We start from the raw sequence: 25,197 nt of genomic DNA, 5'->3' as shown, positions 1-25,197 counted from the left end.
GATTGAAGGGGTAGTCAGCGCTCAGGCGATCGTCGAGCGAATGATGCGCACGACGCGGTCGATCTCGTCGCGTGTGTTGAAGTAGTGGAGCGACACGCGCGCCATCGTGCTCACGCCGTATCGCGCGAGGATCGCGTCGGCCATGAAGCCGCCCGCCTCGATGATGCATTGCTGCGCTTCGAGCGCCGACACGAGCGTGGCGGGATCGACGCCGCGCAGGTTGAACGGCACGATGCCGATGCGCTGTGCAGCGTGCTTCGGGCCGTACAGCTCGAAGCCGGGCAGCGTCGAGAACTGCTCGACCGCGTAGGCGGTCAGTTCGCTCACGCGCTTCGCAATCGCATCGATGCCGATTTCCTCGGCGTAGCGCACGGCCGCACCGAGCGCGAGAATCGCGGGCACGATCGGGCATCCCGCTTCGAAACGGCGGGCACCCGCCACGAACGAGAGCGCGCCCGTCGTGCGGTCGAACGCGCCGTTCCACCAGCCCGCGAGCACCGGCTCCAGCGTTTCGATATGCGCTTCACGCACGTACAGGAAGCCCGAGCCTTCCGTAGCCCGCAGTGCCTTGCGCCCGCATCCCGCGAGGAAGTCGCAGTCGAGGTGCGCGACGCTGACCGGCAACATGCCGACACTCTGCGACGCATTCACGAGCGACATGACGCCGCGCTCGCGCGCCACTCTGCAGATGCTCGCGGCGGGCTGGACCGCGCCCGTGGAGTTCGGCACGTGAGAGAACGTCACGAGTCGCGTGCGCGGCGTGATGGCATCGGCGAAGGATTCCGGTGCGAGCATGCCGGCGGCATCGGCTGCAATCATCCTGACCACGACGCCATGGGTCTGTTCCAGGCGGCGCCAGGGCAGCAGGTTGCTGAGCATTTCGGTATCGGCGACCAGGATTTCGTCGCCCGGCCGCCAGTCGATGCCGCGCGCCACGAGCGAGATGGCTTCCGTCGCGTTCTTGGTGAAGGCGATTTCGTGCGCACCCGCGCCAAGGAACGCGGCGAGCCGGGCGCGCACGGCTTCCACCCGCGCGTAGGTTTCCTTGCGGAACGAGGGCAGGTAGATGCCCACGTGCCCGGTGTCGAGCAGATAGCGGCGTGCTTCGTCGAGCACGACGTCGGGCGGCAGGGACGCGGCCGCGGTGTCCATGTAGACGGTGGTTGCGGTGAGCGGCGTGGCCGCGCGGATGGCTTCGATATTCATGCTGCGTTCGGGTCCATAAAAGAGAGAGGCGCGGTTACTTGTGCAGGCGGGTGACGGAACCGCCGAAACTGAACAGTGCGTCGCCGGCGATCACGCCGCCCGCGAACGCGCTCATTTCGGCTGAGTGGCGCTCGCCGCGAAGGCGCGTAACGACGAAGCGGATCGCGAGTCCGGCAAGCACGGCCCAACCGGCGAGCGGGGACGCGATGAGCATGCCGGTGGACAGCAGGATGCCGAGTTGGCGCTTCGCTCCGCCGAGCAGTTGGAGGAGCGCGCCGGGAATCGCCCAGAGCGCGAGGTTGCGGGCAATCTCCATCGACGAGCCTGCCCGGATCGACGCCGCATAGACGCGGTCGACCGGCGGCATCAGGTTGCGCGAGAAGAAGTGGTCGTGGAAGGCGATCACGACGATCGCCGCGACGACGAAGCCAGCCATCGCGGCGATCAGTTGCTGGCGGCGGCCCGCCAGTTCGGCGTCCATGTCGCGGCCTTCGCCGCGCAGCAGATAGCCGGTCTTGAGGTCGTAGCCCATGTCCGCGAAGGCCGGACCCGTCGCCGCCGAGAAGCCGGCCAGCACGGCCAGCGCCGACGGCGGAAAGCCGATCACGATGCCGATCGTCAACGTGATCAGCGCGACGGCGAATGCCGGAAACCAGCCCGAATGCATCGCCGCGATCCCGACGATCAATTCGTGGGCGTAGGCGGCAAACGCGGCGTAGAGGACAAAGGCAACGAGCATCCCCGGCGACAGGTCCGTGACGTGACCCGCGAGCACCGAAATCAGCAAGGCGACGAGCACGTACGCGACGAATCCGCCGGACAGCACCCGCCTGGCCCGCGCACCCGACATTTCAAGGTTGCGCGGATCGGCGTCGCCGCTTGCTCGCGAGCGGTGAATCTCGCGCGCTACCTGGAACAGTGCGACGAGGCCCGCGCCGATCATCAGACCGTGCGGAATGTAGGCCGCCGCGATGTCGATGTGCAGGAGCGGCACGGAGTATCCGCGAATCAGGAGACCCAGGCCGAACATGGTCAGCGCCGCGAGATTGCCGAGGAAGGCCGCGCCGAACGCGGACATCGGCACGCCGAAAATCGCGCCGGCGACGCCGGCGGTGACGCCCAGTCCGAGGAAGGCCGCCTTGCGGCCGCCCTGGTCGCCCGCCCAGATCGCTTCGGCTGTCGCAACGCCCGCCGGCCACGTGCCCGTCGCGGGAAAGATCTTGCTGCCGAAGAGGTGGTAGAGCATCGCGCCGTCGACGAGCATCGCCGCGATCGAACCGATCAGCATCGGCGTGACGAGTTCGGGCATGCCCATCGCGAACGGCACGCCGAGCGGAATCATCAGCGAATTGGCTGCACCGAAGGTGGCCGACGAAATGGCCGTCTGCACGAGGTTCTGTCGTTCGAGCGTGCGGAAGCGGCGTGTTACTTGAAGCGGAATGCGCGAGAACACGATGGCGATCAGCGCGCCGATGATCGACGTGTTGGCGGAGATGCCGAGCGACACGATCAACTGCATGCCGATGATCGCGCCAAGCACCGACAGGCCGACCGACACGAGCAGCAGGAGTGGTTCGAAGAAGGAAACGCGCGGACGTGGCGCGGTTGCAGGAACGGGCGTTTCTAAGGCAGCGGGCATGTCGATCGATCCTTTCATGATGGCGGGTCTTCGCCGGCTCGGGTCGCGCGGCTGATGGGATTGGATGGGTGAATCGTCGGGAGGGTCAGCTGGTCAGCCCGACCACGGGCTCGATCGTTTCACGGGTTTTCTTCAATGCTTCGATGAGTCGCGGGATGGCTTCGCCTTCGAGGCGCTGAACCGGCCCGGCAATGCCCAGCGATCCGACGACGTTGCGGCGGTCGCGTGACCACAGCGGCACCGCCAGGCCGGCGACGGTCGCAGCCGCTTCCTCGCGGGTGTGGCACCAGCCGTCCGCCCGCACCTTGGTCAGTTGGTCTTCGATTTCCGCGCTGTTTGCCAGGCGGGCTTGCTGATAGACCCCGGCGCGGAACTCGTCCGACTGGAACGCGAGGATCGCCTTGGCGTGGGCGCCGGCGACGAGCGCGAAGCGCTGGCCCGACTCGATCGAGAAGCGCAACTGATGCTGGCTTTGCGCCATGTCCGTGCAAACGGCGTCGGTGCCGTCCAGCAGCGAAAGGAAGACGGTTTCGCCGCTCGTCTGGGCGAGCGCATCGAGCGCGGGTTGCACGACATCGGAGGGCGCGAAGGTGCGGTGAGCAACCTGGCCGAGTTCGAAAAGCCGCAAGCCCAGCGAATAGCGCCCGGCGCTGTCCTGTCGCAGAAAGCCGCTTGCGGCGAACGTGGCGAGCGCGCGATGAACCACCGCGTAGTGAATCCCCGTCGCCTTGGCGAGTTCGCGTACGCCCCAGGTGGGTTCCTGCACCGTGAAGCGGGTCAGCAGCGCCAGTGCGCTATCGAGTGTCTTTAACATTTTGTCTCCGTATCAGAGACACTGTCTCTGTATGAGAAAAATGGTAGAGGCGCGGGGTTTTTTAGTCAATCAAGGGTTAACGCGACGAAGGAGTTAGCCGCTGGCGCTCGGGTTCGGGTTTTTCAACCGTTTGATGCGCTTGGGCTTTTATGGAACTTGCGTTGGTGTTGGCTTATTGGCGCGGCCCCTGTGCGGGGCGCGACTTGCTTTCTTGGCTGCTGCGTTGCTGCAAAGTAAGCAAGGAAAGCGGCTTTTCCCGGCAGCAGTATGCGAAGGCCACCGCGCGCTTCATTCGGAGTGGCCCTGCCGGGGGAGTGTCGTTGGCGGGGTCCAGCGCGGGTGGGCTCCTATCGAGGGTACGCGCGTCGCACCGCGATTGGGAGTGAATCAGCCGTCATGCATCGGTGTTGCACTTCGTGCCCGACGACAGGTCTGCCAGGCGGTGGTGAATTGAAGCATGCAGCAAGCACAATCGGAGCGATGTCTTGCCTGACGGGTGAGCGCGTAGTGCGAGGCTGGATCAATGACTGCAGCACCACTTCGTGCAGCGGTGCGTGCCCCAATCAGCTCCCCCGATAAGTCCCAAAGCTCCACGGCGAGCACAACAACGGCACATGATAGTGCTGCGCCGCATCGGTGACGGTGAAACGCACCGGCACGACGTCGGCGAACACATCGGGCGTACGAAAGTACTCCGCCACCCAGAACCGCAGCTCAAAGTCGCCGGCACGAGCCTGCGCCGCGGGCAGGATGGGCGTGTCGGTGCGCCCATCGCGATTGGACCGCGTACGCGCGATGAGCTTCGGCGGTTGCGTGCTCATGTCGAATAGTTCGATCTGCATCCCGGCAGCGGGCTTGCCGAGCGATACGTCGAGCACATGCGTGGTGATGCCTGCGGCCATGGTGTGTCTCCTGAGCGTGGATCGTCAATCGTGAATCGCGCGACGGCTCAACTGCCGCGGTAGTAGTTGTAGCTCCACGGCCCGAACAGCACGGGCAGGTGAATGCGCTGGGTGGCATCGGTCACGCGAAAGCGCAGCGGAATCTTCGACAAGAACAGCGGCTGAGGCAGGTCGGCCTTGCGCGCGGCGAAGTATTCGTCCACGTGCAGAAGCAGTTCATAGGTGCCGGTGCGGTAGGCGTCGCCGATCAGGAGCGGCGGTTCGCTGCGCCCGCTGGCGGCGAGCTTCACTGTCTGCAGGTGCTGGGCCTGACCGTCCTCGATACGAAACATGTCCACCCGCATACCGGCTGCGGGCGTGCCGTGCCAGGTGTCGAGCGCGTGCATGGTCAGGCGCGGATCGAGACCGTCCTGCTGCACCGGGCCCGAGGTCTGGTTGGGCGCGGGCGCGGCGTCCGTGCCGGCTGCGAGCGCCGTACCGGCCAGCACGATACCGCCGCCCAGTGCCACGGATTGCAGCGCAAACCGGCGACGGCTGGCGTCGAAGGCGGGTTGAGTCGGAGTCGGGTTGTCGCGCATGTCAGGCCTCTTGTTTGTTGCCGAGCTTGCGGATGCCGGCGAGCACCAGCACCGCAGCCAGGATCTCGATGACAGCCACCATGTACAAGCCCGTAGTGACCTTGCCGGTGGCGTTCTTGATCAGCCCCATCACATAGGGCGCGCCGAAGCCCGCGAGGTTGGAGACGGAGTTGATCAGGGCCACGCCAACCGCGGCGGCACTGCCCGCGAGGTAACGGTTGGGCAGTTGCCAGAACACGGGGATGGCGCTCATGGTGCCGACCAGCGCAACCGTCATCGCCACCAGCGAGACGACGGCCGGCAGCGACTGCACGCCAAGGAGCGCGGCCAGCACGGCCATCGAGATGCCCCCGGCGATCGCCGGGCCGCTGAAGTGCCAGCGGACCTCGTTGCGGCGGTCCGAGCGCGCGCCGTTCACGATCATGCCGATGGCGCCGCACAGGTAGGCCACCGCCGCGATCCAGCCTACGGTCATGGGTGCGCTGAAGCCCACGTCCTTGATGATGGTCGGGATCCAGAAGGTCAGCGTGGAGTTGGCGCACAGCAGGCAGAAGAAAATCGCGATCATCAGCCACACCTTGCGGTTCGTGAGGAGCGTGCGCCAGTCGTGGCCGCGCTCGCCCATGGCGGCGCTGTCGCGGCGCAGGGCGTCGAGCACCACGCGCTTTTCGTCGTCGGTGAGCCAGCGGGCCTGCTCCGGCTTGTCGGTCATGTAGAACCACGCGAAGATGCCGGCCAGCACCGACGGGATGCCTTCCAGGATGAACAGCCACTGCCAGCCGTGCATGCCATGGAAGCCGCCCATCGAGGTCATGATCCAGCCCGCCAGCGGGCCGCCGAGCACACCGGCGATCGCCGATGCCGACATGAACGTGCCGAAGGCCTTGGCGCGCCGCTGCGAGGGATACCAGTAGGTGAGGTAGAGGATCACGCCCGGATAGAAGCCGGCCTCGAAGGCGCCCAGCAAAAAGCGCAGGAGATAGAACTGCGTGGGCGTGGCGACGGTGGTCTGCAGCATGCAGATCACGCCCCAGCAGATCGTGATGCGCATGATCGTCTTCTTGGCGCCGATCTTCTGCAGCAGCATGTTCGACGGCACCTCGAAGAAGAAATAGCCGAGGAAGAAGATGCCGGCGCCGAGGCCGTAGACCGCTTCGGAGAAGTGCAGCGAGTCCAGCATTTGCAGCTTGGCGAAGCCGATGTTGACGCGGTCCAGCCACGCCAGCACCCAGAGCACGCCCAGGAACGGCAACAGGCGCCAGGAAACCTTGCGATAGGCGCTTGCCTCGGCGCTGGCTTGCGCGTTGTCGGCCTCGTCGGCGAACGCCGGCATGGCCTGTTTGGTGATCGACATGGTGGATTCCTTTGCAAGTCGGTTGACGGCGCCTGGGCCGCGCACCGGGAGGCGTGCGGCGGCCGTGCGTTCGGTTGGAGGCAAGTATAGAAATGCAAAATAAATCGGCAACGGCGCGCGTTGGAATAAGCCTGATAGCAATTCGAGTATGGGTCGCAATGCCTTATGCGGCGCGGCTTGCAGCTTAGCCGCGAGCGATCCTGGCGGGCCTTAAGGATTTCCCTTAAGCCGTTTGCACATTTGTCAACGTGTGTGCCAATGCCCGGCCGGCGGGCAATCCAGCCCGTTGCCCAGCGGTGCGTAATACGCTACAACATCAAATTTGACGTGCGCTGCCCCTGCACGCTCGAGCCTTCCAGACCGGGAACCCCTCATGAATCGGGCCGACGATCCGTTCGATACGTACCTGCTGCGCGTGCTGTGCACGGTGATCGCCGAGCGTAGCGTCTCGCGGACGGCGGTTCGCATGAACCAGTCGCAGCCGGCCATCAGCAGTGCGCTCAAGCGGCTGCGCGAGATCTTCAACGACCCGCTGCTCACCCGCGAAAAGAACGTGATGGTGCCCACCGAGCGCGCGCTGCAACTGGCGCGCAGCGCACAGGCGGCGCTCGGCGCGCTCGACAACCTGCTGGTGTCGGATGACCGGTTCGACCCCGCCACCACCGAGCAGACCTTCACAGTAGGCATGCCCGACTATCTGGCGCCGCCCTTCTTCGCCAGGGTCGTGCGCGAGTTCCGCCGCGCGGCGCCGCGTGCGCGGCTGGTGGCCGTGCCGCTGAGCGCCACGTTCAACTATGAGCAGGGGCTGTCGGAAGGCTCGCCGGATATCGTGATCGGCAACTGGCCGAATCCGCCCGAGCACCTGCACCTGTCGGTGCTGCTGGAGGACGACGTGGTCTGCGTCGTGGCCGAGGACAGCCTCCATGCGCAGCCGGGCAAGTTCACCGCGGAAGCCTACCTGGGCGCGTCGCACATCGTGCCCACGCCGTATTCGCGCGACCAGCGCGGCGTCGTGGATACCGGGCTCAGCACGATGCGCGTGCATCGCGACAACCGCGTGAGCTGTCCTTATTTCAACCTGGCGCCGAGCCTGATCCCGGGCACGGACCTGATCCTGACGACCGGCCGCCACTTCGCCAACTACCATGCGCAACATCTGCCCGTGACGGTGCTCGATCCGCCCATCGATTTCCCGTTCATGCGCTTCTACCAGTTGTGGCATCCTTCGCGCCACCGCTCGGCCTCGCATGTCTGGCTGCGCGGCATGCTGACGGCGGCCGCGCACGAACTGCGCGACCTGCGCGACATGAATCGGAAATAGCCGCGCCGGATGGCGCTATCGGGTTCTGTTATGCGGTTTATAAGACCGCGGTTCTCGCCGCTGGCGCACTCGCTTTCTATACTCGGCCCGTATTCATCATCCATGCCCGGCCAATCGGCGGGCCTTACGGGGAGAGAAGCCCATGTCACAACCGATCGATCTGGCGCCGGTCAACGCGCTCGACCACACCGCCTTTGTCGGCAAGTTTGGCAGCGTTTTCGAGCATTTTCCGCAGGCGGCGGATGGCGCGTGGGCGCGGCGGCCGTTTGCGTCGCCGCTCGCGTTGCATGACGCGATGATGGACGTGGTGCGGGAGCTCGACGCACAGAGCCAGTGCGATTTCCTGAACCTGCATCCGTTGCTGTCCGGCGCCAACGTCCGCGCGGGCACGATGACGTCGGATTCGAATGCCGAGCAAAAGAGCGCCGGGCTGGACGCAATGACGGCCCAGCAGGAAGCCGCGCTCGACCGGTTGAACACGGAATATCTCGCGCGGCATGGCTTTCCGTTCATCATCTGCGTGCGGCACTACACGCGCGAAGGCATCTTCGCTGCGCTTGAGCGCCGCATCGAGCGCGCCACGCAGGAGGAACGGGATGAAGCACTGGCGCAGATCGCGTCGATCACGCGCGGACGGCTGGTCGAGCGCCTGAACGCGCCGGATTGATCGACGACGGGCGACACGGGCATGATTGGGACTTCGCTTCAGTCGCCAGGGACTTCACGCCGATGCCATCCACCGTCCGCAATTCGCTCGTCTGGATTTTCGAAGCATTCGAGCGGGATTCAACCTACATTCGGAAGCGCATGTTCGGCAGCGATGCCGCCTATGTCGACGGCCTGTTGTGTCTGGTCGCGGCCGATCGCGACGAGCCGTGGAACGGCTTGCTGGTGTGCACGTCGCAAGAGCGCCACGCGGCGCTCATGGAGGAAATGCCCGCCTTGCGGCCGCATCCCGTGCTCGGCAAGTGGCTTTACATATCGCAAGACGATCCGGCGTTCGAATCGATCGCGGAAAGGATGACGGCGCTCGTGCTTGCACGAGACGCGCGCGTGGGCGTCGAGCCGAAGCCTCGCCGACGCAGTCGAAAATCTTCCGAAGGATGAACAGCGTCCGTCACATCTTCTGAGCTTTTTGCGCAAAGTACTCGATGCGCCGCTGGTACGTTGACGGGCGCAGCCCGCAGCCAATAAAAGACAGCTTTTCCGCCTTGGTCTATATTGAATCAGTCGGGGACACCCGACAGTTCGTCCGGAAACTGCAATACCAACCAGGCGGAAAACCATCATGAGATCATGTGTTCGTGCCGCGATAGCGGTTTCAATACTCGGCGCGACGACCGTCGCGCTTGGACAGCAGGCGGAGCGCGCGCCTGTTTCGCGGGCACAGGTTCGCGCCGAACTCGCTCAGCTGAGATGCGCGGGCTACGATCCGAATGACTGGTTGAACTATCCTGCGAACATTCAGGCGGCCGAGCAGCGGATCAGGACCGCCGCATCGGAGGGCGCGCGTCTCCAGTGCAAGCATTGAGCATTCGCTCTGCCCGAGTACAAGCCAGAAACCTGATCCGGAATTGCAGCGAGTCCGCGCCGCGAGACCTGCGGTGCGTGCAGCCTTTCCCCGGCTGACGGCTAAATCGCCATGCCGCCCGACACCTCGATGCGCTGTGCATTCACCCAGCGATTGTCCTCGGACAACAGTGATGCAATCATCGGTCCGATGTCGTCGGGCAGCCCGGCCCGACCGAGCGCCGTCATGTCGGCGATGCGCTGGTTCAATTCAGGATTGTCGCGAACGATTCCGCCGCTGAAGTCGGTCTGAATTGCACCCGGCGCCACGACATTGACGGCAATCCTGCGAGGTGCAAGTTCCTTGGCCATGTACTTCGTGAGCACCTCGACCGCGCCCTTCAATGAGCCATAGGCGCCACTCTCCGGTACGATGATTCGAGTCAGGCCGGAGGAGATATTGACGATTCTCCCGCCGTCCTTGATGAGCGGCAGCAGCTTTTGCGTCAGGAAGAACACGCCTTTGAAGTGCACGTTGTAGAGGGCATCCAGTTCCGCTTCGGTGGTGTTCTCGATACTGTTGTGATGCGATGTCCCGGCATTGTTGACTAGAAAGTCGAACCGCTCAGCTTGCCAATCGGCCAGCGTCTGGCGAAGCTTGTCCACGAAGCCGTTGAACGCGCCGACGTTTCCCGTGTCGAGCTGTAGTGTTGCCGCCTTCCGCCCCATATCGGAGACCGACCGCACAACGCTCTCCGCCTCCGTCCGGTTCGTGTGGTAAGTGAAGATCGTGTCAACGCCTCGCCTGGCAAGGTTGAGTACGGTATTTCGGCCTAAGCCCCGGCTACCGCCGGTGACGATTGCAATTTTTTCAGTGGACATGGCTGCGCTCCTGGAATCAAGGAAACAGGATACCGAATCGAGTTTGGCGAGATAATGGGCTCATGTCTGCACGGGCTGTGCTGAAACAGCGAACAATGGGACCCAACCTCAAAGAACTCGAAGCGTTTGTGGCCGTCGTGGAGGCGGGCGGATTTCGCGAGGCTGCTCGCGCGATTGGCAGCAGTGCGTCGGGTGTCAGTGACGCGGTGCGCCGGCTCGAGGCGCGCACCGGCGTACGCCTGCTGCATCGCACCACTCGCAGCGTTACCACCACCGAGGCAGGGGCGCGCCTGCTGGCTCAGTTGAAGCCCGCGCTCGACGGACTCGAGGCGGCGCTGGATGTCGTGAATGGATTTCGGGACAAGCCCGCGGGAAAGCTCAAACTCAATGTCCCTGTGGTCGCAGCCAAACTCATCCTCCCGCGTCTGGTTCCGGCCTTCCTTGCGGCCTATCCCGACATCGAACTTGAAGTGATGGCGGAAGACGGCTTCGTCGACCTGCTGGCGCAAGGGTGCGACGCGGGTATCCGCTACGGCGAACGCCTGGAGCAAGATATGATCGCCGTTCCCATCGGTCCGCGCGAGCAAAGAATGGCACTCGGAGCGGCACCTGAATACCTCGACCGGCGCGGTCGGCCGCAACATCCCCGAGAGTTGCTGCAGCATGCCTGTCTGCGTTATCGCTTCGCCAGCGGCGCGATGACCGTGTGGGAATTCGAGCGCCACGGCGAGGCGATTCGAGTTGAGCCGAGCGGTCCGCTGATTGTCCGGGCAGGCGCCGCCGCCGATCTGGGAATAGCGGCAGCACTGGCTGGCAGCGGAGTCGTGCAGTTGTTCGATGACTGGCTGCATCCCTACTTCGAGAGCGGTGCGCTTGAGCCGGTACTTGAACCGTGGTGGCAGCGGTTCCCCGGTCCGTTTCTCTATTATTCGGGCCACCGCTACGTTCCCGCAACGCTGCGCGCTTTTTTGGACTTTGTTCGCCTCGACGCCTTCGAAAGCCAAGGCGAATAGAAACGACTGTCATGGAGGAGGAGCCGCCGTCATGGAGCAAAAGGAGTTTGAGACTGCCGTCAATCAACTCGCCGGTGCGGCTGAACTGTTGGCATCTGGCGCCGACGAAGACCAGCGGATGAACGCTCATCAAATGCGCGCGTTTTATCGATTGCAGCAAGGACGCTCGAATGAACCGGGAGTGCGACGAACCTCGGACGATGAACTGTTCAAGGACACCGCGAGAGCCGCTCTTACGATGGCAGGTCGAAAAGAGTTTCTCGCCGCAGCGGCGCTTCTCGAACAAGCGTGCTCGCTTCTGCGGAATTGAGACAGTGAAGGAAGGATCGTCGAAGTCCGGCTGGCGAAGATGGCGGCGGTTGCCGAGACCGTGATCGGGAGCATGCCTTTCAGAAGGCTCAGGCGAGCCGGCGGATTCTTATTGAATCAGACATGCTCGATATCATCTCCGTCTGGATTCGTACTCGTGCACAGGTTTGTCGTCTCGATCAAAAAACGCGCACCTGAAATTCATCGCAGCCGCATCGTGCATGACGCTCATGCCGGGTGATGAATGCCGATTTCCAGAATGCTTTCGGCGTCGGCGCGTGCATTGTCGAGCTGGACCAGGCTTGCATGCCGCGCGCCCAGCGGGTCACGGTTCTGGATCGCGGTGAGGATTGCCTTGTGGCGTGGCAACGAAAGCACGTGCGTGTCGGGATGGCGGCTCGTCAGCTTGATCGACTCCGACAACGCGAGCGACAGCATGTTGCCGATATGCGCCAGCAGGTCGTTGTGGGTGGCCGCCATGATTGCGCGGTGGAACGCGAGGTCGGGATCCAGCAGCGCGCTTGCGGTTTCCGCGCACTCCATCCGCTCATAAGCGGACGCGATGCGTTCAAGATCGTCGCTTGTCGCTGCGCTCGCGGCGAGGGCGGCGGCCGCGGGCTCGATGATGCGGCGCACGGTCAGGAGCGAGCTGAAGAAGTCGCCTTCCGGGACGCTGTTGATCGTCCAGTACAGGACATCGGGATCGAGCATGTGCCACTCCGCGCGCGCCTTGACGACACTACCGACACGCGGCTTCGACACGACCAGCCCTTTTGCCACGAGCACGCGGGTGGCCTCGCGCAGCACGGGGCGACTCACGCCATAGCGTTCGCAAAGGACCGCTTCAGCGGGCAAGCGCTCGCCTGGTTGCACCTTGCCGCTTACGATATCCATGCCCAGTTCCTGCACGATGCGACCGTGCAGGCTCTTGCGCTGCTGCAGATGACGATAGTCCATGGTTAGCGATCGCGGTCGTGCCCGACTGGGTCCTGACGGCACTTGCGCCGTCGTTGGGCGCGATTACAGTCCCTTGCGGGGTTAAGGATAGCACGGGGTTTGCCGCAGGCGGGTGGGTCGGGGCGCTTGCGCCGTTTGATGTTTTTGCGCTTCCACGGAACGTGAATGGGTATTGGTTTATGAGCATGACCTCCCGAGTAACGCCGTGCCCAGCACCCTGAAAGCCACCTCCGGCAACTCATGCAAATGCCGAACAACGATGTGATTCCGATAAAACGTCTCGACCGCGTCGTCCAGCACCCCGACGCCAATCGTTTCAATCCCGGCACCCTCGATTGCCTCGATCCGCGCACGCAGGTCGGTGCGAAGGACCCACGGATTGCCGTCTCCGGTCGCCGGATATCCATCGGAAAGCACCATCAGGATGCGGCGCTCCGCGTGGCGATTGCCAAGCCGCTCGGCCGCCCAGGCCAGCGCCTCGCCATCAGGGTTCTCATGACCGCACTCGATCATCGCCAAACCGCTCAGATCGCTTGAACCAAACCGCTTGTAGACCATCAGGTCGAGACGTTCCACGAACCGGTTATAACGATGCAGATCAACGCCGAGCGCCAACTGTTCTTCATAAAGCAGACGCATGTCGGCCGACTCGATCGAGCCATAGCCAAGCACTTCGCAGTCGAACGAAAGTTGCGTCAGCGCGTCGCAGAGTGCCGCCGCACACAATCTCGCAAGCTCGATCTTCTTGCCGGCCATCGACCCGCTTCGATCGATCAACAGCGTGACGGCCGCGTCGCGTCCCTTGCTGATTCGTTTGACGCGAAACGGCGTCCGATATCCCGGCGACGTAGCGAGCTTCGCGAGCGCGGGACGATCGATCTCGCCGCGCTCTTGCTCTCGTCGCCAATGCGTCTGCTCATCGGCTTTCAGCGCGCGTTCGAGTTTGGCCTTCAGCGGAGCGGTTTCCGAACGGGCCAGCGCGCGCAAGTTACGCCATGCCGCGCGATCTCCGCGGCCGGTGAGATCGGTGACGACGTCGAACTCCGTTGTCAACGGGATGGAGAGCAGCGGCCGACCGCTATCGGGCGCTCCTGGCGCCGAAACCTGCACGCCATCCGACGCTGCCGGCAAAGCGTTCGATGGCGACTGGCCCATTCCCACGGCTTGAGACGAGGCGCCCTGTCTGCTATCGAAAGACGACGGGGCGTTCCCATCGCCGTCGCCGCCGAGGTCCTCGAATTCACTCGAAATGGACTGCGCGTCGAACGTATCAAGCGGGCCCGCCGAAAACATCATGTTGCTCACGTTGCCCGCAGCAAGTGCCCGCACACCGGCGATCAGCTTGAGCGCCGCGGATACGCTGTCACGCGTCGAGCGTGCGGCGCGAGCCTGGGCGATGGCGTCATCGGATGCGCGCAAGGCTGCATCGAGCGATGGACTCAGTTCCGTCCGGCGCGGGCGTTCGTTCCACAGCGTGCGCTCGATGAGCCAGACAAGCTTGTCGCGCCATGCGAGTTCGTTCCAGCGACGCGCGGCCTCGTCGGCCGAATGTTGGCGAAGCCTCGCGATGAACGCCCGGGCCCCGGGATACCTCTCGATCAACTGCATGCACGCCCGGCGATCATCGATGACCTGAGCGAGTTGCCTTTCGACAGCCGACGTAACGTGGTCCAGCTCGGCGACATCGCAATACTTCGACCGTGCCACCAGCAGGTCGAGATAGCCAACGAGCAGGTCTTTGGAGGCGTCGTCGGTGACCTGATATTCGGGAATCACAATGCGCCCGGGTTCGACGCGGGGCCCGTGCGGACTGAACACAACGACTACGCCGTATTGCCCCATCAGGACGCGTGCGATCTTCCCGAGCGTCGATTCGAACGCAAAGTCTCCCGTCATGCGATCGCGGCGCATCGCGTTCACGCGTCGAAGACGATGTGATGCCGGATGATGCTTCGAATCAACGCGGCGTCTTCCGGACTGACTTTCGCATAGATCGCGGGTCCCGCCGCGCGCTCCGGGTCTCCGGTGCGCAGCATCAATTCGGCCCAGTCGAGAAGCCGGCGAGTCGAGAATGCGCTTGCCAGGTCCTCGCGAGTAAACGCCGCGCGGCAATCCGAGGCGATCGCGGCCAGGGTTTCGGCCATCGGGCGTGACATGCGCGGCGCGAGCGTGCGCATCAGCACTTCGGCTTCTTCGTCAGGAGAAAGGTAGTCGAGCAGGTAGACCCGCCAGCGATCGAGGAACGCCTCGTTCATCAGATTCGCGCCTTGGTAAAGGTGGCGAAACTGGCTCATCGCGCCGACCGCGTTCGCCGTGGCGAAGAGGCGAAAGGACGGGTGGGCCGCGACGATTTCATTGCCTTTTTCTTTCAGGAGCAGTCGACCGTTGGGTTCGAGAACCGCAGTCAGCACCGCCAGAATCGACGGCTCGGCGAAGTCGAGTTCGTCGATGATCAGCCAGAGCCCTTCGCGCATGGCAGTCGGCAGCACGCCGTCGACCCACATCGTCTCGCCGCCTTTGACGGTCCAGAATCCGACGAAATCGCTGACGGTGGTCTGGCCGTTCATGTTCGAGCGCAGGACGCCGTGCTTCGAGCGGGCTGCAACCTGTTCGATGAGGCTGGTTTTACCAGCGCCGGTGTGGCCGATCAGCATGACGCGCCGATTCTCCACGATGTCGGCGATGATGTCGTTGAAGCGCTCGGCAAAGAGGTAGGCGGAGTTGACCGCTGGAACCAGCGGGCTTGCCCTGCCGACCGGGACACGTACGTTTCCGATCGTGACGGATCTTTCGGCGCGGGGCTTCGCGGATTTCGATGTCGTCTCGATCGCGTGTTTCAGGGCGGCGAGAAAGCCGCTATCCCTTGGCGCTTCCGTTTCGGATTGCTCGTCGCCCGCGCGTGCGAAGCCTTCGCGTTGCCACTTGATCAGTTTGGCACGCAGGTTGTCGAGATCGACCACGGTATCGATATCGACGCGCCCGCCCGCGCCGCCATGTTCGATGCGATACATGTGTGGCCGGTCGGAAAGCGACACGCGCCACCATTCGTCCGCGAGACCTGTCGCGCGCTCATAAACGCCGGTGTGAGGGTCGTTTTGTGCCTGGAGTTCTGGCGCGTTCATTTTTCAAGTTTGACGATCGAAGGGGAAGCGTAAAGAAACCCCTTCTGTACGTAAAGCCGGGGCGCTCAAGATTACACCGTCACCACGATCTTGCCGAACTGGCCGTTGGTTTCCAGATAGCGGTGGACATCCACGATCTCGTCGAACGCGAACGTGCGATCGATCACCGGCTTGAGCGCGCCACTTTCCAGGCCCTTGAGCACGAACTCCACTGCGGCCTTTCGACGTGTCTCGTCGCCGCTCGTCAGCCAGATGTTGTGCGCCTTGACCGTGATGACCTTCGCGATCATCTCGAGCACCGGCAGTGGCGTGACGCCTTCGCTGAGCGCACCGTAGATGTACGCGATGCCCTGGAAGGAAAGCGCCGAGATCAGCTTCGCGAAGGTCGGGCCGCCGACCGGATCGAAAGCGACGCGTGCACCCTTGCCGTCGGTGATCCGCATGATCTCCTGGACGAGGTCGGTCTCGTCGGTGACCACCACATGCGCGGCGCCTGCGTCGAGCAACTGGGCTTTCTTGCCAGATTGACGGGTCAGCGCGATGGAGGTCGCGCCCGCGTAATTGGCAAGCTGGATCGCCGCCAGTCCGACGCTGCTGGAAGCCGCCGGCACGATGACAAAATCGCCTTTTGTCACCTTCGCATCTTCAATCAGGGCGCCATACGCCGTCACGAACATCATCCAGACGGACGCCGCCTCGGCGAACGAAAGCGATTCCGGATGCTTGACGACGGCGTAGTCCGGCACGACGATGACCTCTCCATAGGTGAAATACTGGTTCATCGAAAACGACGGAATCACATTGACCTTGTCGCCGGGCGCGAAACCGCTGACGTCCTTGCCCACTGCATCGACGATGCCGGCGGCTTCATACCCGAGACCGGCCGGAAACTTCACCGGTTCGATGTACACGTCGGTGCGCCACATCGACTCCGCGCGATTGATGCCAATCGCTTTCACCTTGATGCGAACTTCGGTCGGGCCGGGCTCAGGCACTTCGGTGTCGACGAATTCGAGCACTTCCGGTCCACCGGCTTTTGAAAACCTGATCGTGCGTGACATGAGAACCTCCTGCGGTTCATTGCATTGATGGCGTAATAGCGTTCGACTCACGCTGTCGCTTCGGCCTCGATTTCGGCCTCGGCGGCAGGCTGGTAAGCGGGGAAGTCCGAGTAATGCCGTTCATCGCCACCCCAGAACGCGGCGCGCACATACGGCGTAAGCGGCAACTTGTGTTTGAGACGATACGGCAAATCGGGGTTCGACGAATAGTGGCGGCCGAATGCGACCAGGTCTGCATCGCCGGACGCGACGATCGCTTCCGCGCTCTCGCCGTCGAAGCCGCCCGCCGCGATGATCGGCCCCGAGAAGTGGGGGCGCAGGTATTTCGTCGCGACCGGCGCATGTCCTTCGTGGAGCGTTTCGTCGCCCTTGATGCGCGGCTCGATCACGTGCAGGTAGGCGATCTTGTACTCGTCGAGCACTTTGGCGACGTGGCTGAAGGTAGCTTCCGGGTTGCTGTCGGAGATGTCGCCCCATTCACCCGACGGGGAGATGCGCACGCCGACGCGATCCGCACCCCACACCGAGATCAACGCTTCGACCGCTTCACGCAGAAAGCGTACGCGGTTTTCAATCGGGCCGCCGTAGGCGTCGGTGCGCTTGTTGGTGCCGTCCTGGATGAACTGGTCGACGAGATAGCCGTTCGCGCCGTGCAACTCGACGCCGTCGAAGCCGGCATCGAGCGCGCGCTGCGCCGCGACGCGGAATTCCTCGACGATCCCAGGAATCTCTTCGATATCGAGCGCGCGATGCGGAGAGGCCGGCACGAAGCCATCCTTCGTCAACGCGACGCCATCGAACGGAACCACGGAAGGCGCAACGGGATCGGCGCCGCCAGTCATCTCGACGTGGCTTTGGCGTCCGCCGTGTATCAACTGCATGAATACGCGGCCGCCCTTGGCGTGAACGGCATCGGCGATCGCCTTCCAGCCCGCCACTTGTCCGTCGTGGTAAAAGCTTGCCGCACCCAGGTACGAGCGAGCCGTGAGGGAGATGCTGACCCCTTCGACGATTTCGAGGCCGCCTTCGGATGCGCGCTGGCCGTAGAAGTCGGCCATCATCGGGCTGGGAATATCGCCGGGCTGGATCGTGCGCAAGCGAGTCATCGGCGCCAGGACGACACGATGCGAAACGGCGTAAGCGCCGACCTTCGTTGGGGTAAACAAGCTGGTCATGATCTTTCCTTGGCTGGGTAGTGGGTGGATATCGCGTTGCACCGACCGGTCCATTTCCGTTTCCTCTGCGATATAGACAGAAGGCATGGGGGAGATGGATTCCAGACGCCCTTGGAAAGAGTGAAAGGTCGTTGCGATGTCGTCTGGAAGGTAATTTAGCCGGAGCGCGCCGAAAGGAAAAAGACTTTGTGGGCGGGTCGGCATGCCTGGCAGGCATGGCTTTGGCATTTGGGGGCGGCAGCCTGGCTGTCAGGTGCGCAGCGCATGACGCGCTCCTGACGCGCTGCAACGGATGATTGCCGGTGGATCAGCCTGAATGCGGGCGAATGACTACACCTATCGCAAATAGTCCGGGATTCTCGCTTTGCACACCTGTAGCGCCCCGGTACTACGATCGACAATCCCAAACCGGTATTTGCAATAGTCAGCAAAATGCGCGCGATCGATCGGTGTTAATTGGTCGATCGGCGCGTCATCCCCCTCGTTGGCGAACGGGTCGTAGAACTTCGTCTGCAACGTCGGGTATCGCTTCAGGAAGAACTTCGTTTGCGTCTCGTGATCGAGATACGAATTGACATAGCCCGTGTAGGCGATCACTACGATCGCGATGCCTGTACCGGCGATTGCCGCCAGCCATTTCCGTGGCGGATTCATGGCGCGCTGAGCCCAGTCAATTTCCGCAGTTCTTTTACGAGCGTCAAGCCAATGTTGCCTGGGCAAATCTTGCCTTCACCCAATTGGCCAGGGAACTCGCGGTGACCACCAAGCGTATTGATGTAAAAGAACTCTCGCAGGATGGCGATGAATGCTTCAAGCGATTGCTTCTGTTTTTCGGGCACCTGCGGCCGCTTGTTGACACCGATCGCATCAAGAAACTTGCGGACCATCGCGACGCCATCACGACCTTCATCCGGGACCGTCAGGTTCTCCATAAGCACAATGCCGATAACCCCCGTATTGTAGTTGTGCACGTTCTCTCCCTTAAACCGGATATCGCGGCCTTCGAAGATGTTGCCGAAACAGTCGAGCGTTGATCGCCATCGACAACAACGACCCGCGACTTCTCGGAAATTCCTTGGCCGGTACCGAATATCTTGAATGCGCCCTTGCAGATGCCGCAGGTTGCCTCGTCGCCGCTCAGGGCAATCTTTCTCCCATCGTCGTGAAGCGTCGACGAGTAAGCGAGAACGAAACCGCCCGTTGTCGTCGGGTCGCCGTGCCGTACCGCTGCCTTACGCATGACTGATCCTCTCGTTCCTGGCAGTGCCTCGGATGCAGCGAGACTCCGTTACTTCGTTATGCGTTTGTTCTGACATGCTCCATGTCTCCTTGGAATGCTTGCCGCTCGGGTAAGTGACCCTGACAGAATAAGCGCACATCGGAGGCGAACAATCGAGTCGCGGGCGGAGACGCGCCAATTTCAACAAAGTTTGACTCTGTCGCAGGGTGGAGAGTGCAGAGCTATGTCGTTTCTGGGAAATGTGGCGATCGTCACGCCGGTACTGGCTTGGGCGGCGGATTAGCGCGAACCATTGTCCCTTACGTTCTGCTTTTTATGTCCTATATTGCGTTCAGCCGACGCCATGCCGGATCCCTGGACGCAGTTCGATCCACTTCCCGCCCTTGCAGTGCGACTCGGCGCCGGCGAGCGAACACATCATCAAGATACCGAACCAGCTTGCGCACCAGGCCGAACAGGTTTCCGCAAGCTGAAACCACAAGCACCACCAAGCGGGGTGTCAGCCATGCCTCAAGCTGCCAATACGGTTACCTTTCTCGTGACGGGCCGCAACGAACGCGGCGCGATTCCCGGCGCGCAGGCACGCGGCACGGCCGTCCCGGTCGACGCGAAAATCAAGGATGCCGTGACCTTGAGCACGACGCGCGGCGCCGGCGACGACTTCCGGCTGGACGCGACTTCCGGCAACCATTACGTCGTGCTCGACATCAAGGATGGCCCGTCGCTGCTGCTGCATCCTGACAACGCGAAGGACTTGCTGAACGCCCAGGTCAGCCCGGACGACGTCACCGTGAACGGCAGCGGCGAGGTGTTCGTGCCGAGCACGCTTGCGTGGAAGGGCCTCGCCACCCCTGCCAGCACACGCGGCGTCTCGCGCGGGGCGCTCGGCAAGGTGTTCCTCTCGGCCATCCGCGTGGTGGAAGGGCCGATCGAGGATGCCATCGAAGCGGCGGCCATCGAGAAGATCATCGAGCATTTCGACGACTCGGTGGGCAATGGCGTCTTCGCGCTATCGAGAACGCTGCCGGGGCAGATGAAGAAAGCCGACGCCGCCGCCGACGACTCGATTCTCCCGCGTCCCGACGGCACGTCCGTGCTTTTCTTCATCCACGGGACGTTTTCGGACACGAGCGGGAGCTTCGGCAAGCTGTGGAGCGAGCATCCGGAGCACGTCGACAAGCTATTCGAGACTTACGGCGACAGCGTCTACGCGCTGGATCATCCGACGCTCGGCGTGAGCCCGATCCAGAACGCGCTGACGCTCGTCAAGGCGCTTAAGGGAAACAACCGCCTGCACCTGGTGACGCATTCGCGCGGCGGGCTCGTGGCCGAAGTGCTCGCGAGAATCTGCGCGAACCCGGTCATCGGCGCGGCGGACGAGGCGATCTTCAAGGATGACGCAAAGAGCCTCGCGGAACTGCAAGCGCTGGCCGCCGAGGTCAAGGCAAAATCCGTCACCGTCGACCGGATCGTGCGCGTCGCGTGTCCGGTGCGCGGCACGCTGCTCGCGTCGAACCGGCTGGATGCGTACCTGTCGGTGCTGAAGTGGACGCTCGAACTCGCGCAGGTGCCGGTTGCGCCGGCGCTCGTCGAACTGCTCACCGGCGTCGCGCAAACCGGCCTCGATCCGAAGCACGCGCCGGGGCTCGCCGCGCAGGCGCCCGACAGCGCGCTGATCCGCTGGGTGCATTCGCCGGCGGCGCCATTGCCGGGCGACCTGCGCGTCGTGTCGGGCGACGTGAAAGGCGATTCGGTCACCTCGTGGCTCAAGACGCTGCTCTCCGATGCGTTCTTCTGGACCGACAACGACTTCGTCGTGCAGACGCGGTCGATGTACGGCGGCGTGCCGCGCGAGCGCGCCGCGTCGTTCCTCTTCGACCAGACGGGCCAGGTCTCGCACTTCCGCTATTTCACCAACCCGGCCACCGCCGACGCAATCACGTCCGCGCTCATCGAATCGGCGGTGCCGTCCAGCTTTCGCACCATCGGACCGCTTTCCTGGGCCGGCAAGGATTCGGGCGGCCTGCGCGGCGCGGCCCCGGCGAACGACCCGGCAAAGCCCGCGCTGATCGTGCTGCCCGGCATCCTCGGCAGCAACCTGAAGATCGGCGACGAGCGCGTGTGGCTGAGCTGGCGCATCGTCAACGGGCTCGACCGGCTCGGTTACAAGGCGGGCGCCAACGGCGCGCCGCGCATCGAGCCCGACGGCCCGATCGGCATGTCCTACGACAAGCTGATCGAGTTCTTCGGCGCGACGCACAACGTTACGCCGTTCGCCTACGACTGGCGCGTGCCGATCGAGCTGGAAGCCGCCCGTCTCGCCCTCGCCATTACCGACGCGCTCGACGCGCGCACGCAAACGCGGCAGCCGGTGCGCATCGTCGCGCATTCGATGGGCGGGCTCGTCGTGCGCGCGATGCAGCTCGTCGCGCCGGATGTGTGGAAGCGCCTGATGGGCGTCGAAGGCGCGCGCATCCTCATGCTCGGCACGCCCAACGGCGGCTCGTGGGCGCCGATGCAGGTGCTGAGCGGCGACGACACGTTCGGCAACACGCTCGCCGCGGTCGGCTCGCTGTTCGACGCGGAGAAGTCGCGCGGGATCATGGCGCAGATGCCGGGCTTCCTTCAGTTGCAGGCGGGCCTGCTCGACCCGCAGCGCAATCTCGGCACGGCGCAAGGCTGGCAGGATCTCGCCACGAGAGACAAGGAACTCGTGAAGCAGGCGAGCATCTGGCATTCGCTGCCTTTGCAGATGCAGGCATGCACATGGGGCCTGCCGCCGGATGATGTGCTAAAGGCGGCGATCGCGCTGCGCAAGCAGTTCGACACGCAGCGCGCCGACCTCGCGAAGCTGGCGTGCGACAAGCTCGTGCTCGTGGTCGGGCAGTCGAAGTTCACGCCCGACGGCTACGAGGAAACGCCGGAAGACGGGCTGGTCTATCTGAATGCGGTCGATGTCGGCGACGGGCGCGTGACGCTCGACAGCGCGATGTTGCCGAATGTCCCGACATGGACCACGCCGCACGACCACGGCAGCCTGCCGAAAGCGGAGGAAGCGTTCGAAGCGTATCTCGACCTGTTGCGCACGGGTTCGACCACGCACCTCGATTCCGTTTCGGCAACCGGCGCGGCCCGTGGCGCGGGCACGCTGCAGAAGCCGGCCGCCGTCAGCTACGAGCGCTTCCGGCCGTCCCGTTACTGGATGAGCGCACACCCGGCGAGCAGCGAAGCGGAGATGATGGCGTCGTTCCTGCCCGACGAACCCGCCGACGACACCGACCTCAAGGTTGCGATCAGGGTGCTCAACGGCAATGTGCGGTTCGTCGAAGGCCCGCTGATGCTCGGCCACTACGGCCCGGCGGTCCTCACCGGCGCCGAGATCGTGATGAACAAGCTGCTCGGCGAGCGGCTCTCGAAGGCGCTCAACGTCGGGCGCTATCCGGAGGCGGTCGGCACGCAGCAGATCTTTATCAACGGCTGCGTGAATCCGCACAACCCGTTTCTGACGTCGCAGCCATCGGCGGTGATCGTCGTGGGGCTCGGCGAAGAGGGCAAGCTCGGCGCGGAGGGCATGATCCGCACCGTGCGGCAGGGCGTGATTGCGTGGTGCCAGCGCGTCGAGGAGCAGCAGCCCGATAGCAAGCGCGAACTGCATCTCACCGCGACGCTGCTCGCGAGCGGCGGGATGTCGGTGACGCCCGGCGACGCAGCGCAGGGCGTGGTGCGCGGCGTGTGCGAAGCGAACAAGCGGCTCGCGCTCAACGACTCGCCGCACGTGGGGAGCCTCGATCTGATCGAGATCTACCTGGACCGCGCGACCGAGGCCTGGCTCGCGGTGAAGGCGCTGCCGCCGATGCCGGGCGCGCGCCTCGCGATTGGCGATGTCATCACGCCGGGAGTCGGCGGCTTGCGCCGCCCGCTCGACTCGAATTATCGCAGCGCGGGCTACGACATCATCAACGTGACCTCGCGCCGCGACGAATATGGCCGCACCGGCATCGTCTACGCGATGGACACGCGCCGTGCACGCGGCGAGTTGCGCCCGAAGAGCATCCAGCGGTGCCTTCTGCAGAAGCTGATCGCGACGACGTCGGCGGAGCAGGCGAACAACGAGCAGATCGGGCGCACGCTGTTTCAGCTCGTCGTGCCGTTCGAGTTGCGGCCGTTTCTCGGCGAGAAGACCGATCTCGTGCTCTCGCTCGACGAGACGACCGCCGGCATTCCGTGGGAACTGCTGCAAACGCCCGACGACGTGAACGATCCCGGCGCCGTGCCCTGGGCGATTCGTTCGCAACTGTTGCGCAAGCTCCAGACCGTCGACTACCGGTCGCAAGTGATCGACGTGCAGCGCGACGGCGAGATCCTGATCATCGGCGAGCCGAAGGTGGACCTGAAGTGTTATCCGCGCCTGCCCGGAGCAACATCGGAGGCGGAAGAGGTCCACAGCATCATGCTCGCCAACGCGGACCAGATCAGCAAGGATCGCATCAGGGCGATGATCCGCGGCAAGGATTATCCCGAGGGTCCCGACTCGCAGACGATCATCAACACCCTGTTCGAGCGTAACTGGCGCATCGTGCATATTGCCGGACACGGCGAGCCGCCCGAAGTGCTGCGCGCCGCCGATCCGAATGCGCCCGACTCGCGGCCGGTGTATGGCAAGCTGCGCGGCGTCGTGCTGTCCGACGACGTCTTCCTCGGCCCCGACGAGATCGAAGCGGTCGGCGCGGTGCCGGAACTCGTGTTCGTCAACTGCTGCCATCTCGCCGAGCGCGACGTGAACCAGGTGCTCGACGACGCCTCGCCGTTCGACCGGCCGCGCTTCGCCGCGACGGTCGCCGAAATGCTGATCAAGATCGGCGTGCGCTGCGTGATCGCCTGCGGCTGGGCCGTCAACGACGAAGCGGCGCGCACCTTTGCCAGCACGTTCTATCGGGAGTTGTTCGCGGGCAAGCGCTTCATCGACGCGGTGGGCGCGGCGCGCGCGGCCGCACGCGCGAAGTCGGGCAACACGTGGGCCGCCTACCAGTGCTATGGCGATCCGGACTGGATGTTCCGCGCCGGGCTGCCCGTCACCTTGCCCCAGCCGATGACGAGCGAGAAGCTCTATGCCGCGGTCGCGTCGCCGAACGCGCTCATGCTTGCGCTGGAGCACCTGAGCCTCGCCGCCCGCTACGACGAATCGAAACCCGAGCAGCAGAAGGAGCGCATCCAGTATCTCGAGTCCAAGTTCCGCGCGCGCTACGGCGGGATCGGCAAGGTGGCCGAGGCGTTCGCGCGTGCCTGGGCGCAGGTCGGCGTCGACGCGAACGCGGTGCGCTGGTACGAGCGCGCCGTGGGCGCGGTGGACGGCAGCGCATCGTTCGAATCGGGCGCGGAGTGGGCGAGAGTGCGCGCGCGCCTCGCGCTCGAGCGCTTCGTGCTGGCGCTGCCCGCCGATACGAACCGGGCGCCGGACCCGGCGCTCGCGCAGGATTGCATCCGCGAAGTCACCGATGCCGCGGAACTGCTGGAGCGCCTGAGCGTGTTGCGACCGTCGGTGAAGATGGAGACACTGACGGGCTCGGCATGGCGGCGTCTCGCCAATATCGAGCGGCGCATGGCCAACGGCCACGACAGCATCAGTACGACAGGGATCGACCGGGCCGTCAGTCATTTCGCGAAGGCCGTCGATATTTCGAAGGCCGTGCGCAGCGACATGCTGTTCCTTCCCGCGTTGAAGTATCTGTCGGCGAGCACGGTGCAGGCGCTCTGGAAAAACGGGAGCGTGCCAGAGGGCGCAGAGCCGAACGCGGCGCGCGATGCGTTGATCAGGGAGATCTACGCTTCGCTCACCCAGAAGATGCAGCGGCAGACCGACTTCTGGGCGCAGGCAGCGTTGAACGGCATCAGGATCTGCGAGGCGGTGGACAAACGACAACTCGCGCCGGAACTGGACAGCATGCTCGCGTTCTACGAGAAACTGCACGCTACGGCGAGTGCGCAGAAATTCTGGGTGCCGGTGTATCGGCAGGCGGCATTCGTCCTTACCAATTACTCGTCGGGTTCTGGCAAGGACGAGCGAGATGCAGCGGACCGGCTGAACAGCAGATTGCGCCAGTGGAGCGAAGCGTAG

General features: G+C 63.9%; 22 protein-coding genes. 7 read left to right on the top strand and 15 right to left on the bottom strand.

Annotation, left to right across the window (positions count from 1 at the left end; all coding sequences use genetic code 11):
• Positions 1 to 21: 21 nt before the first annotated feature.
• The 6 genes from AWB68_RS07845 to AWB68_RS07820 all read right to left on the bottom strand — a co-directional run bounded on the left by AWB68_RS07845 (position 22) and on the right by AWB68_RS07820 (position 6,493).
• A complete protein-coding gene (locus tag AWB68_RS07845; RefSeq protein ID WP_087643788.1) occupies positions 22 to 1,206 on the bottom strand; it encodes an aminotransferase class V-fold PLP-dependent enzyme in 1,185 nt (394 codons plus the stop codon).
• 34 nt (positions 1,207 to 1,240) lie between these two features.
• Positions 1,241 to 2,845, bottom strand: coding sequence for an OPT/YSL family transporter (locus AWB68_RS07840; protein WP_087643851.1), 1,605 nt, complete (start codon positions 2,843 to 2,845; stop codon positions 1,241 to 1,243).
• An 85-nt stretch (positions 2,846 to 2,930) separates the two neighbouring features.
• Positions 2,931 to 3,659, bottom strand: a complete 729-nt coding sequence (locus tag AWB68_RS07835; RefSeq protein WP_087643787.1) for an IclR family transcriptional regulator — start codon at positions 3,657 to 3,659, stop codon at positions 2,931 to 2,933.
• 563 nt (positions 3,660 to 4,222) lie between these two features.
• Positions 4,223 to 4,561 carry a hydroxyisourate hydrolase gene (gene uraH, locus AWB68_RS07830; RefSeq protein WP_087643786.1) on the bottom strand — a complete coding sequence of 113 codons (339 nt, stop codon included), beginning with the start codon at positions 4,559 to 4,561 and terminating at the stop codon, positions 4,223 to 4,225.
• A gap of 47 nt (positions 4,562 to 4,608) precedes the next feature.
• The gene (gene uraH, locus AWB68_RS07825; protein WP_087643785.1) at positions 4,609 to 5,139 is read right to left on the bottom strand and encodes a hydroxyisourate hydrolase; all 531 of its coding nucleotides are present in this window, start codon (positions 5,137 to 5,139) and stop codon (positions 4,609 to 4,611) included.
• A 1-nt stretch (position 5,140) separates the two neighbouring features.
• A complete protein-coding gene (locus AWB68_RS07820; protein WP_087643784.1) occupies positions 5,141 to 6,493 on the bottom strand; it encodes an MFS transporter in 1,353 nt (450 codons plus the stop codon).
• Positions 6,494 to 6,866: 373 nt separating this feature from the next.
• Between AWB68_RS07820 and AWB68_RS07815 the strand changes: the two genes are divergently transcribed.
• The 4 genes from AWB68_RS07815 to AWB68_RS07800 all read left to right on the top strand — a co-directional run bounded on the left by AWB68_RS07815 (position 6,867) and on the right by AWB68_RS07800 (position 9,345).
• Positions 6,867 to 7,814, top strand: coding sequence for a LysR family transcriptional regulator (locus tag AWB68_RS07815; RefSeq protein WP_087643783.1), 948 nt, complete (start codon positions 6,867 to 6,869; stop codon positions 7,812 to 7,814).
• A gap of 142 nt (positions 7,815 to 7,956) precedes the next feature.
• Positions 7,957 to 8,481, top strand: coding sequence for a 2-oxo-4-hydroxy-4-carboxy-5-ureidoimidazoline decarboxylase (gene uraD / locus AWB68_RS07810; RefSeq protein WP_087643782.1), 525 nt, complete (start codon positions 7,957 to 7,959; stop codon positions 8,479 to 8,481).
• Positions 8,482 to 8,543: 62 nt separating this feature from the next.
• A complete protein-coding gene (locus AWB68_RS07805) occupies positions 8,544 to 8,921 on the top strand; it encodes a hypothetical protein (protein WP_087643850.1) in 378 nt (125 codons plus the stop codon).
• Positions 8,922 to 9,102: 181 nt separating this feature from the next.
• On the top strand, positions 9,103 to 9,345 hold the full coding sequence (locus tag AWB68_RS07800) for a DUF4148 domain-containing protein (protein ID WP_087643781.1): 243 nt from the start codon (positions 9,103 to 9,105) through the stop codon (positions 9,343 to 9,345).
• A 101-nt stretch (positions 9,346 to 9,446) separates the two neighbouring features.
• Here the strand turns inward: AWB68_RS07800 and AWB68_RS07795 are convergent, their stop codons facing one another.
• Positions 9,447 to 10,205: an SDR family NAD(P)-dependent oxidoreductase gene (locus AWB68_RS07795; RefSeq protein WP_087643780.1), complete on the bottom strand. Its 759-nt coding sequence runs from the start codon at positions 10,203 to 10,205 to the stop codon at positions 9,447 to 9,449.
• 95 nt (positions 10,206 to 10,300) lie between these two features.
• On the opposite strand from AWB68_RS07795, the gene AWB68_RS07790 reads away from it, so the two are divergent.
• Entirely contained in the window at positions 10,301 to 11,218 is a 918-nt protein-coding gene (locus AWB68_RS07790) for a LysR substrate-binding domain-containing protein (RefSeq protein ID WP_087643779.1), read from the top strand.
• 31 nt (positions 11,219 to 11,249) lie between these two features.
• Positions 11,250 to 11,528 carry a hypothetical protein gene (locus tag AWB68_RS07785; RefSeq protein WP_087643778.1) on the top strand — a complete coding sequence of 93 codons (279 nt, stop codon included), beginning with the start codon at positions 11,250 to 11,252 and terminating at the stop codon, positions 11,526 to 11,528.
• 227 nt (positions 11,529 to 11,755) lie between these two features.
• Here the strand turns inward: AWB68_RS07785 and AWB68_RS07780 are convergent, their stop codons facing one another.
• From AWB68_RS07780 to AWB68_RS51335, 8 genes are all read right to left on the bottom strand, one after another.
• Positions 11,756 to 12,484 (bottom strand): FadR/GntR family transcriptional regulator, encoded by a 729-nt coding sequence (locus AWB68_RS07780; protein WP_087643777.1) that lies wholly within the window; start codon positions 12,482 to 12,484, stop codon positions 11,756 to 11,758.
• A gap of 177 nt (positions 12,485 to 12,661) precedes the next feature.
• The gene (locus AWB68_RS07775) at positions 12,662 to 14,380 is read right to left on the bottom strand and encodes a cobaltochelatase CobT-related protein (protein WP_235028250.1); all 1,719 of its coding nucleotides are present in this window, start codon (positions 14,378 to 14,380) and stop codon (positions 12,662 to 12,664) included.
• A gap of 20 nt (positions 14,381 to 14,400) precedes the next feature.
• Entirely contained in the window at positions 14,401 to 15,606 is a 1,206-nt protein-coding gene (locus AWB68_RS07770) for an AAA family ATPase (RefSeq protein WP_087643776.1), read from the bottom strand.
• Positions 15,607 to 15,677: 71 nt separating this feature from the next.
• Positions 15,678 to 16,667: a zinc-dependent alcohol dehydrogenase family protein gene (locus AWB68_RS07765; protein WP_087643775.1), complete on the bottom strand. Its 990-nt coding sequence runs from the start codon at positions 16,665 to 16,667 to the stop codon at positions 15,678 to 15,680.
• A gap of 47 nt (positions 16,668 to 16,714) precedes the next feature.
• On the bottom strand, positions 16,715 to 17,842 hold the full coding sequence (locus AWB68_RS07760) for an alkene reductase (RefSeq protein WP_087643774.1): 1,128 nt from the start codon (positions 17,840 to 17,842) through the stop codon (positions 16,715 to 16,717).
• 336 nt (positions 17,843 to 18,178) lie between these two features.
• Positions 18,179 to 18,496 (bottom strand): hypothetical protein, encoded by a 318-nt coding sequence (locus tag AWB68_RS07755; protein ID WP_087643773.1) that lies wholly within the window; start codon positions 18,494 to 18,496, stop codon positions 18,179 to 18,181.
• The gene (locus tag AWB68_RS07750) at positions 18,493 to 18,813 is read right to left on the bottom strand and encodes an N-acetylmuramoyl-L-alanine amidase (protein ID WP_200828654.1); all 321 of its coding nucleotides are present in this window, start codon (positions 18,811 to 18,813) and stop codon (positions 18,493 to 18,495) included. The genes AWB68_RS07755 and AWB68_RS07750 overlap by 4 nt, the downstream gene beginning before the upstream one ends.
• The gene (locus AWB68_RS51335) at positions 18,762 to 19,082 is read right to left on the bottom strand and encodes a PAAR domain-containing protein (RefSeq protein ID WP_125482898.1); all 321 of its coding nucleotides are present in this window, start codon (positions 19,080 to 19,082) and stop codon (positions 18,762 to 18,764) included. Before AWB68_RS51335 ends, AWB68_RS07750 begins: the two co-directional genes overlap by 52 nt.
• Positions 19,083 to 19,587: 505 nt before the next feature.
• Here AWB68_RS51335 and AWB68_RS07745 point away from each other — a divergent pair.
• Complete coding sequence (locus AWB68_RS07745) at positions 19,588 to 25,197, top strand: CHAT domain-containing protein (RefSeq protein ID WP_160109984.1); 5,610 nt, start codon at positions 19,588 to 19,590, stop codon at positions 25,195 to 25,197.

Origin of the sequence: Caballeronia choica, from assembly GCF_001544535.1 — a bacterium.
In the GTDB taxonomy this organism is placed as follows: domain Bacteria; phylum Pseudomonadota; class Gammaproteobacteria; order Burkholderiales; family Burkholderiaceae; genus Caballeronia; species Caballeronia choica.
Note: the sequence above shows the minus strand (reverse complement) of the source record. Positions and strands in the feature narration are given on the sequence as shown.

Coding starts and splice junctions, on each gene's coding strand:
- AWB68_RS07745 (WP_160109984.1), top strand. CDS start 19,588: ATGCCTCAAGCTGCCAATACGGTTACCTTTCTCGTGACGGGCCGCAAC.
- AWB68_RS07795 (WP_087643780.1), bottom strand. CDS start 10,205: ATGTCCACTGAAAAAATTGCAATCGTCACCGGCGGTAGCCGGGGCTTA.
- AWB68_RS07780 (WP_087643777.1), bottom strand. CDS start 12,484: ATGGACTATCGTCATCTGCAGCAGCGCAAGAGCCTGCACGGTCGCATC.
- uraH (WP_087643785.1), bottom strand. CDS start 5,139: ATGCGCGACAACCCGACTCCGACTCAACCCGCCTTCGACGCCAGCCGT.
- AWB68_RS07805 (WP_087643850.1), top strand. CDS start 8,544: ATGCCATCCACCGTCCGCAATTCGCTCGTCTGGATTTTCGAAGCATTC.
- uraH (WP_087643786.1), bottom strand. CDS start 4,561: ATGGCCGCAGGCATCACCACGCATGTGCTCGACGTATCGCTCGGCAAG.
- AWB68_RS07755 (WP_087643773.1), bottom strand. CDS start 18,496: ATGAATCCGCCACGGAAATGGCTGGCGGCAATCGCCGGTACAGGCATC.
- AWB68_RS07835 (WP_087643787.1), bottom strand. CDS start 3,659: ATGTTAAAGACACTCGATAGCGCACTGGCGCTGCTGACCCGCTTCACG.
- AWB68_RS07800 (WP_087643781.1), top strand. CDS start 9,103: ATGAGATCATGTGTTCGTGCCGCGATAGCGGTTTCAATACTCGGCGCG.
- AWB68_RS07775 (WP_235028250.1), bottom strand. CDS start 14,380: ATGACGGGAGACTTTGCGTTCGAATCGACGCTCGGGAAGATCGCACGC.
- AWB68_RS07840 (WP_087643851.1), bottom strand. CDS start 2,845: ATGCCCGCTGCCTTAGAAACGCCCGTTCCTGCAACCGCGCCACGTCCG.
- AWB68_RS07785 (WP_087643778.1), top strand. CDS start 11,250: ATGGAGCAAAAGGAGTTTGAGACTGCCGTCAATCAACTCGCCGGTGCG.
- AWB68_RS07765 (WP_087643775.1), bottom strand. CDS start 16,667: ATGTCACGCACGATCAGGTTTTCAAAAGCCGGTGGACCGGAAGTGCTC.
- AWB68_RS07815 (WP_087643783.1), top strand. CDS start 6,867: ATGAATCGGGCCGACGATCCGTTCGATACGTACCTGCTGCGCGTGCTG.
- uraD (WP_087643782.1), top strand. CDS start 7,957: ATGTCACAACCGATCGATCTGGCGCCGGTCAACGCGCTCGACCACACC.
- AWB68_RS07820 (WP_087643784.1), bottom strand. CDS start 6,493: ATGTCGATCACCAAACAGGCCATGCCGGCGTTCGCCGACGAGGCCGAC.
- AWB68_RS07760 (WP_087643774.1), bottom strand. CDS start 17,842: ATGACCAGCTTGTTTACCCCAACGAAGGTCGGCGCTTACGCCGTTTCG.
- AWB68_RS07790 (WP_087643779.1), top strand. CDS start 10,301: ATGGGACCCAACCTCAAAGAACTCGAAGCGTTTGTGGCCGTCGTGGAG.
- AWB68_RS51335 (WP_125482898.1), bottom strand. CDS start 19,082: ATGCGTAAGGCAGCGGTACGGCACGGCGACCCGACGACAACGGGCGGT.
- AWB68_RS07845 (WP_087643788.1), bottom strand. CDS start 1,206: ATGAATATCGAAGCCATCCGCGCGGCCACGCCGCTCACCGCAACCACC.
- AWB68_RS07770 (WP_087643776.1), bottom strand. CDS start 15,606: ATGAACGCGCCAGAACTCCAGGCACAAAACGACCCTCACACCGGCGTT.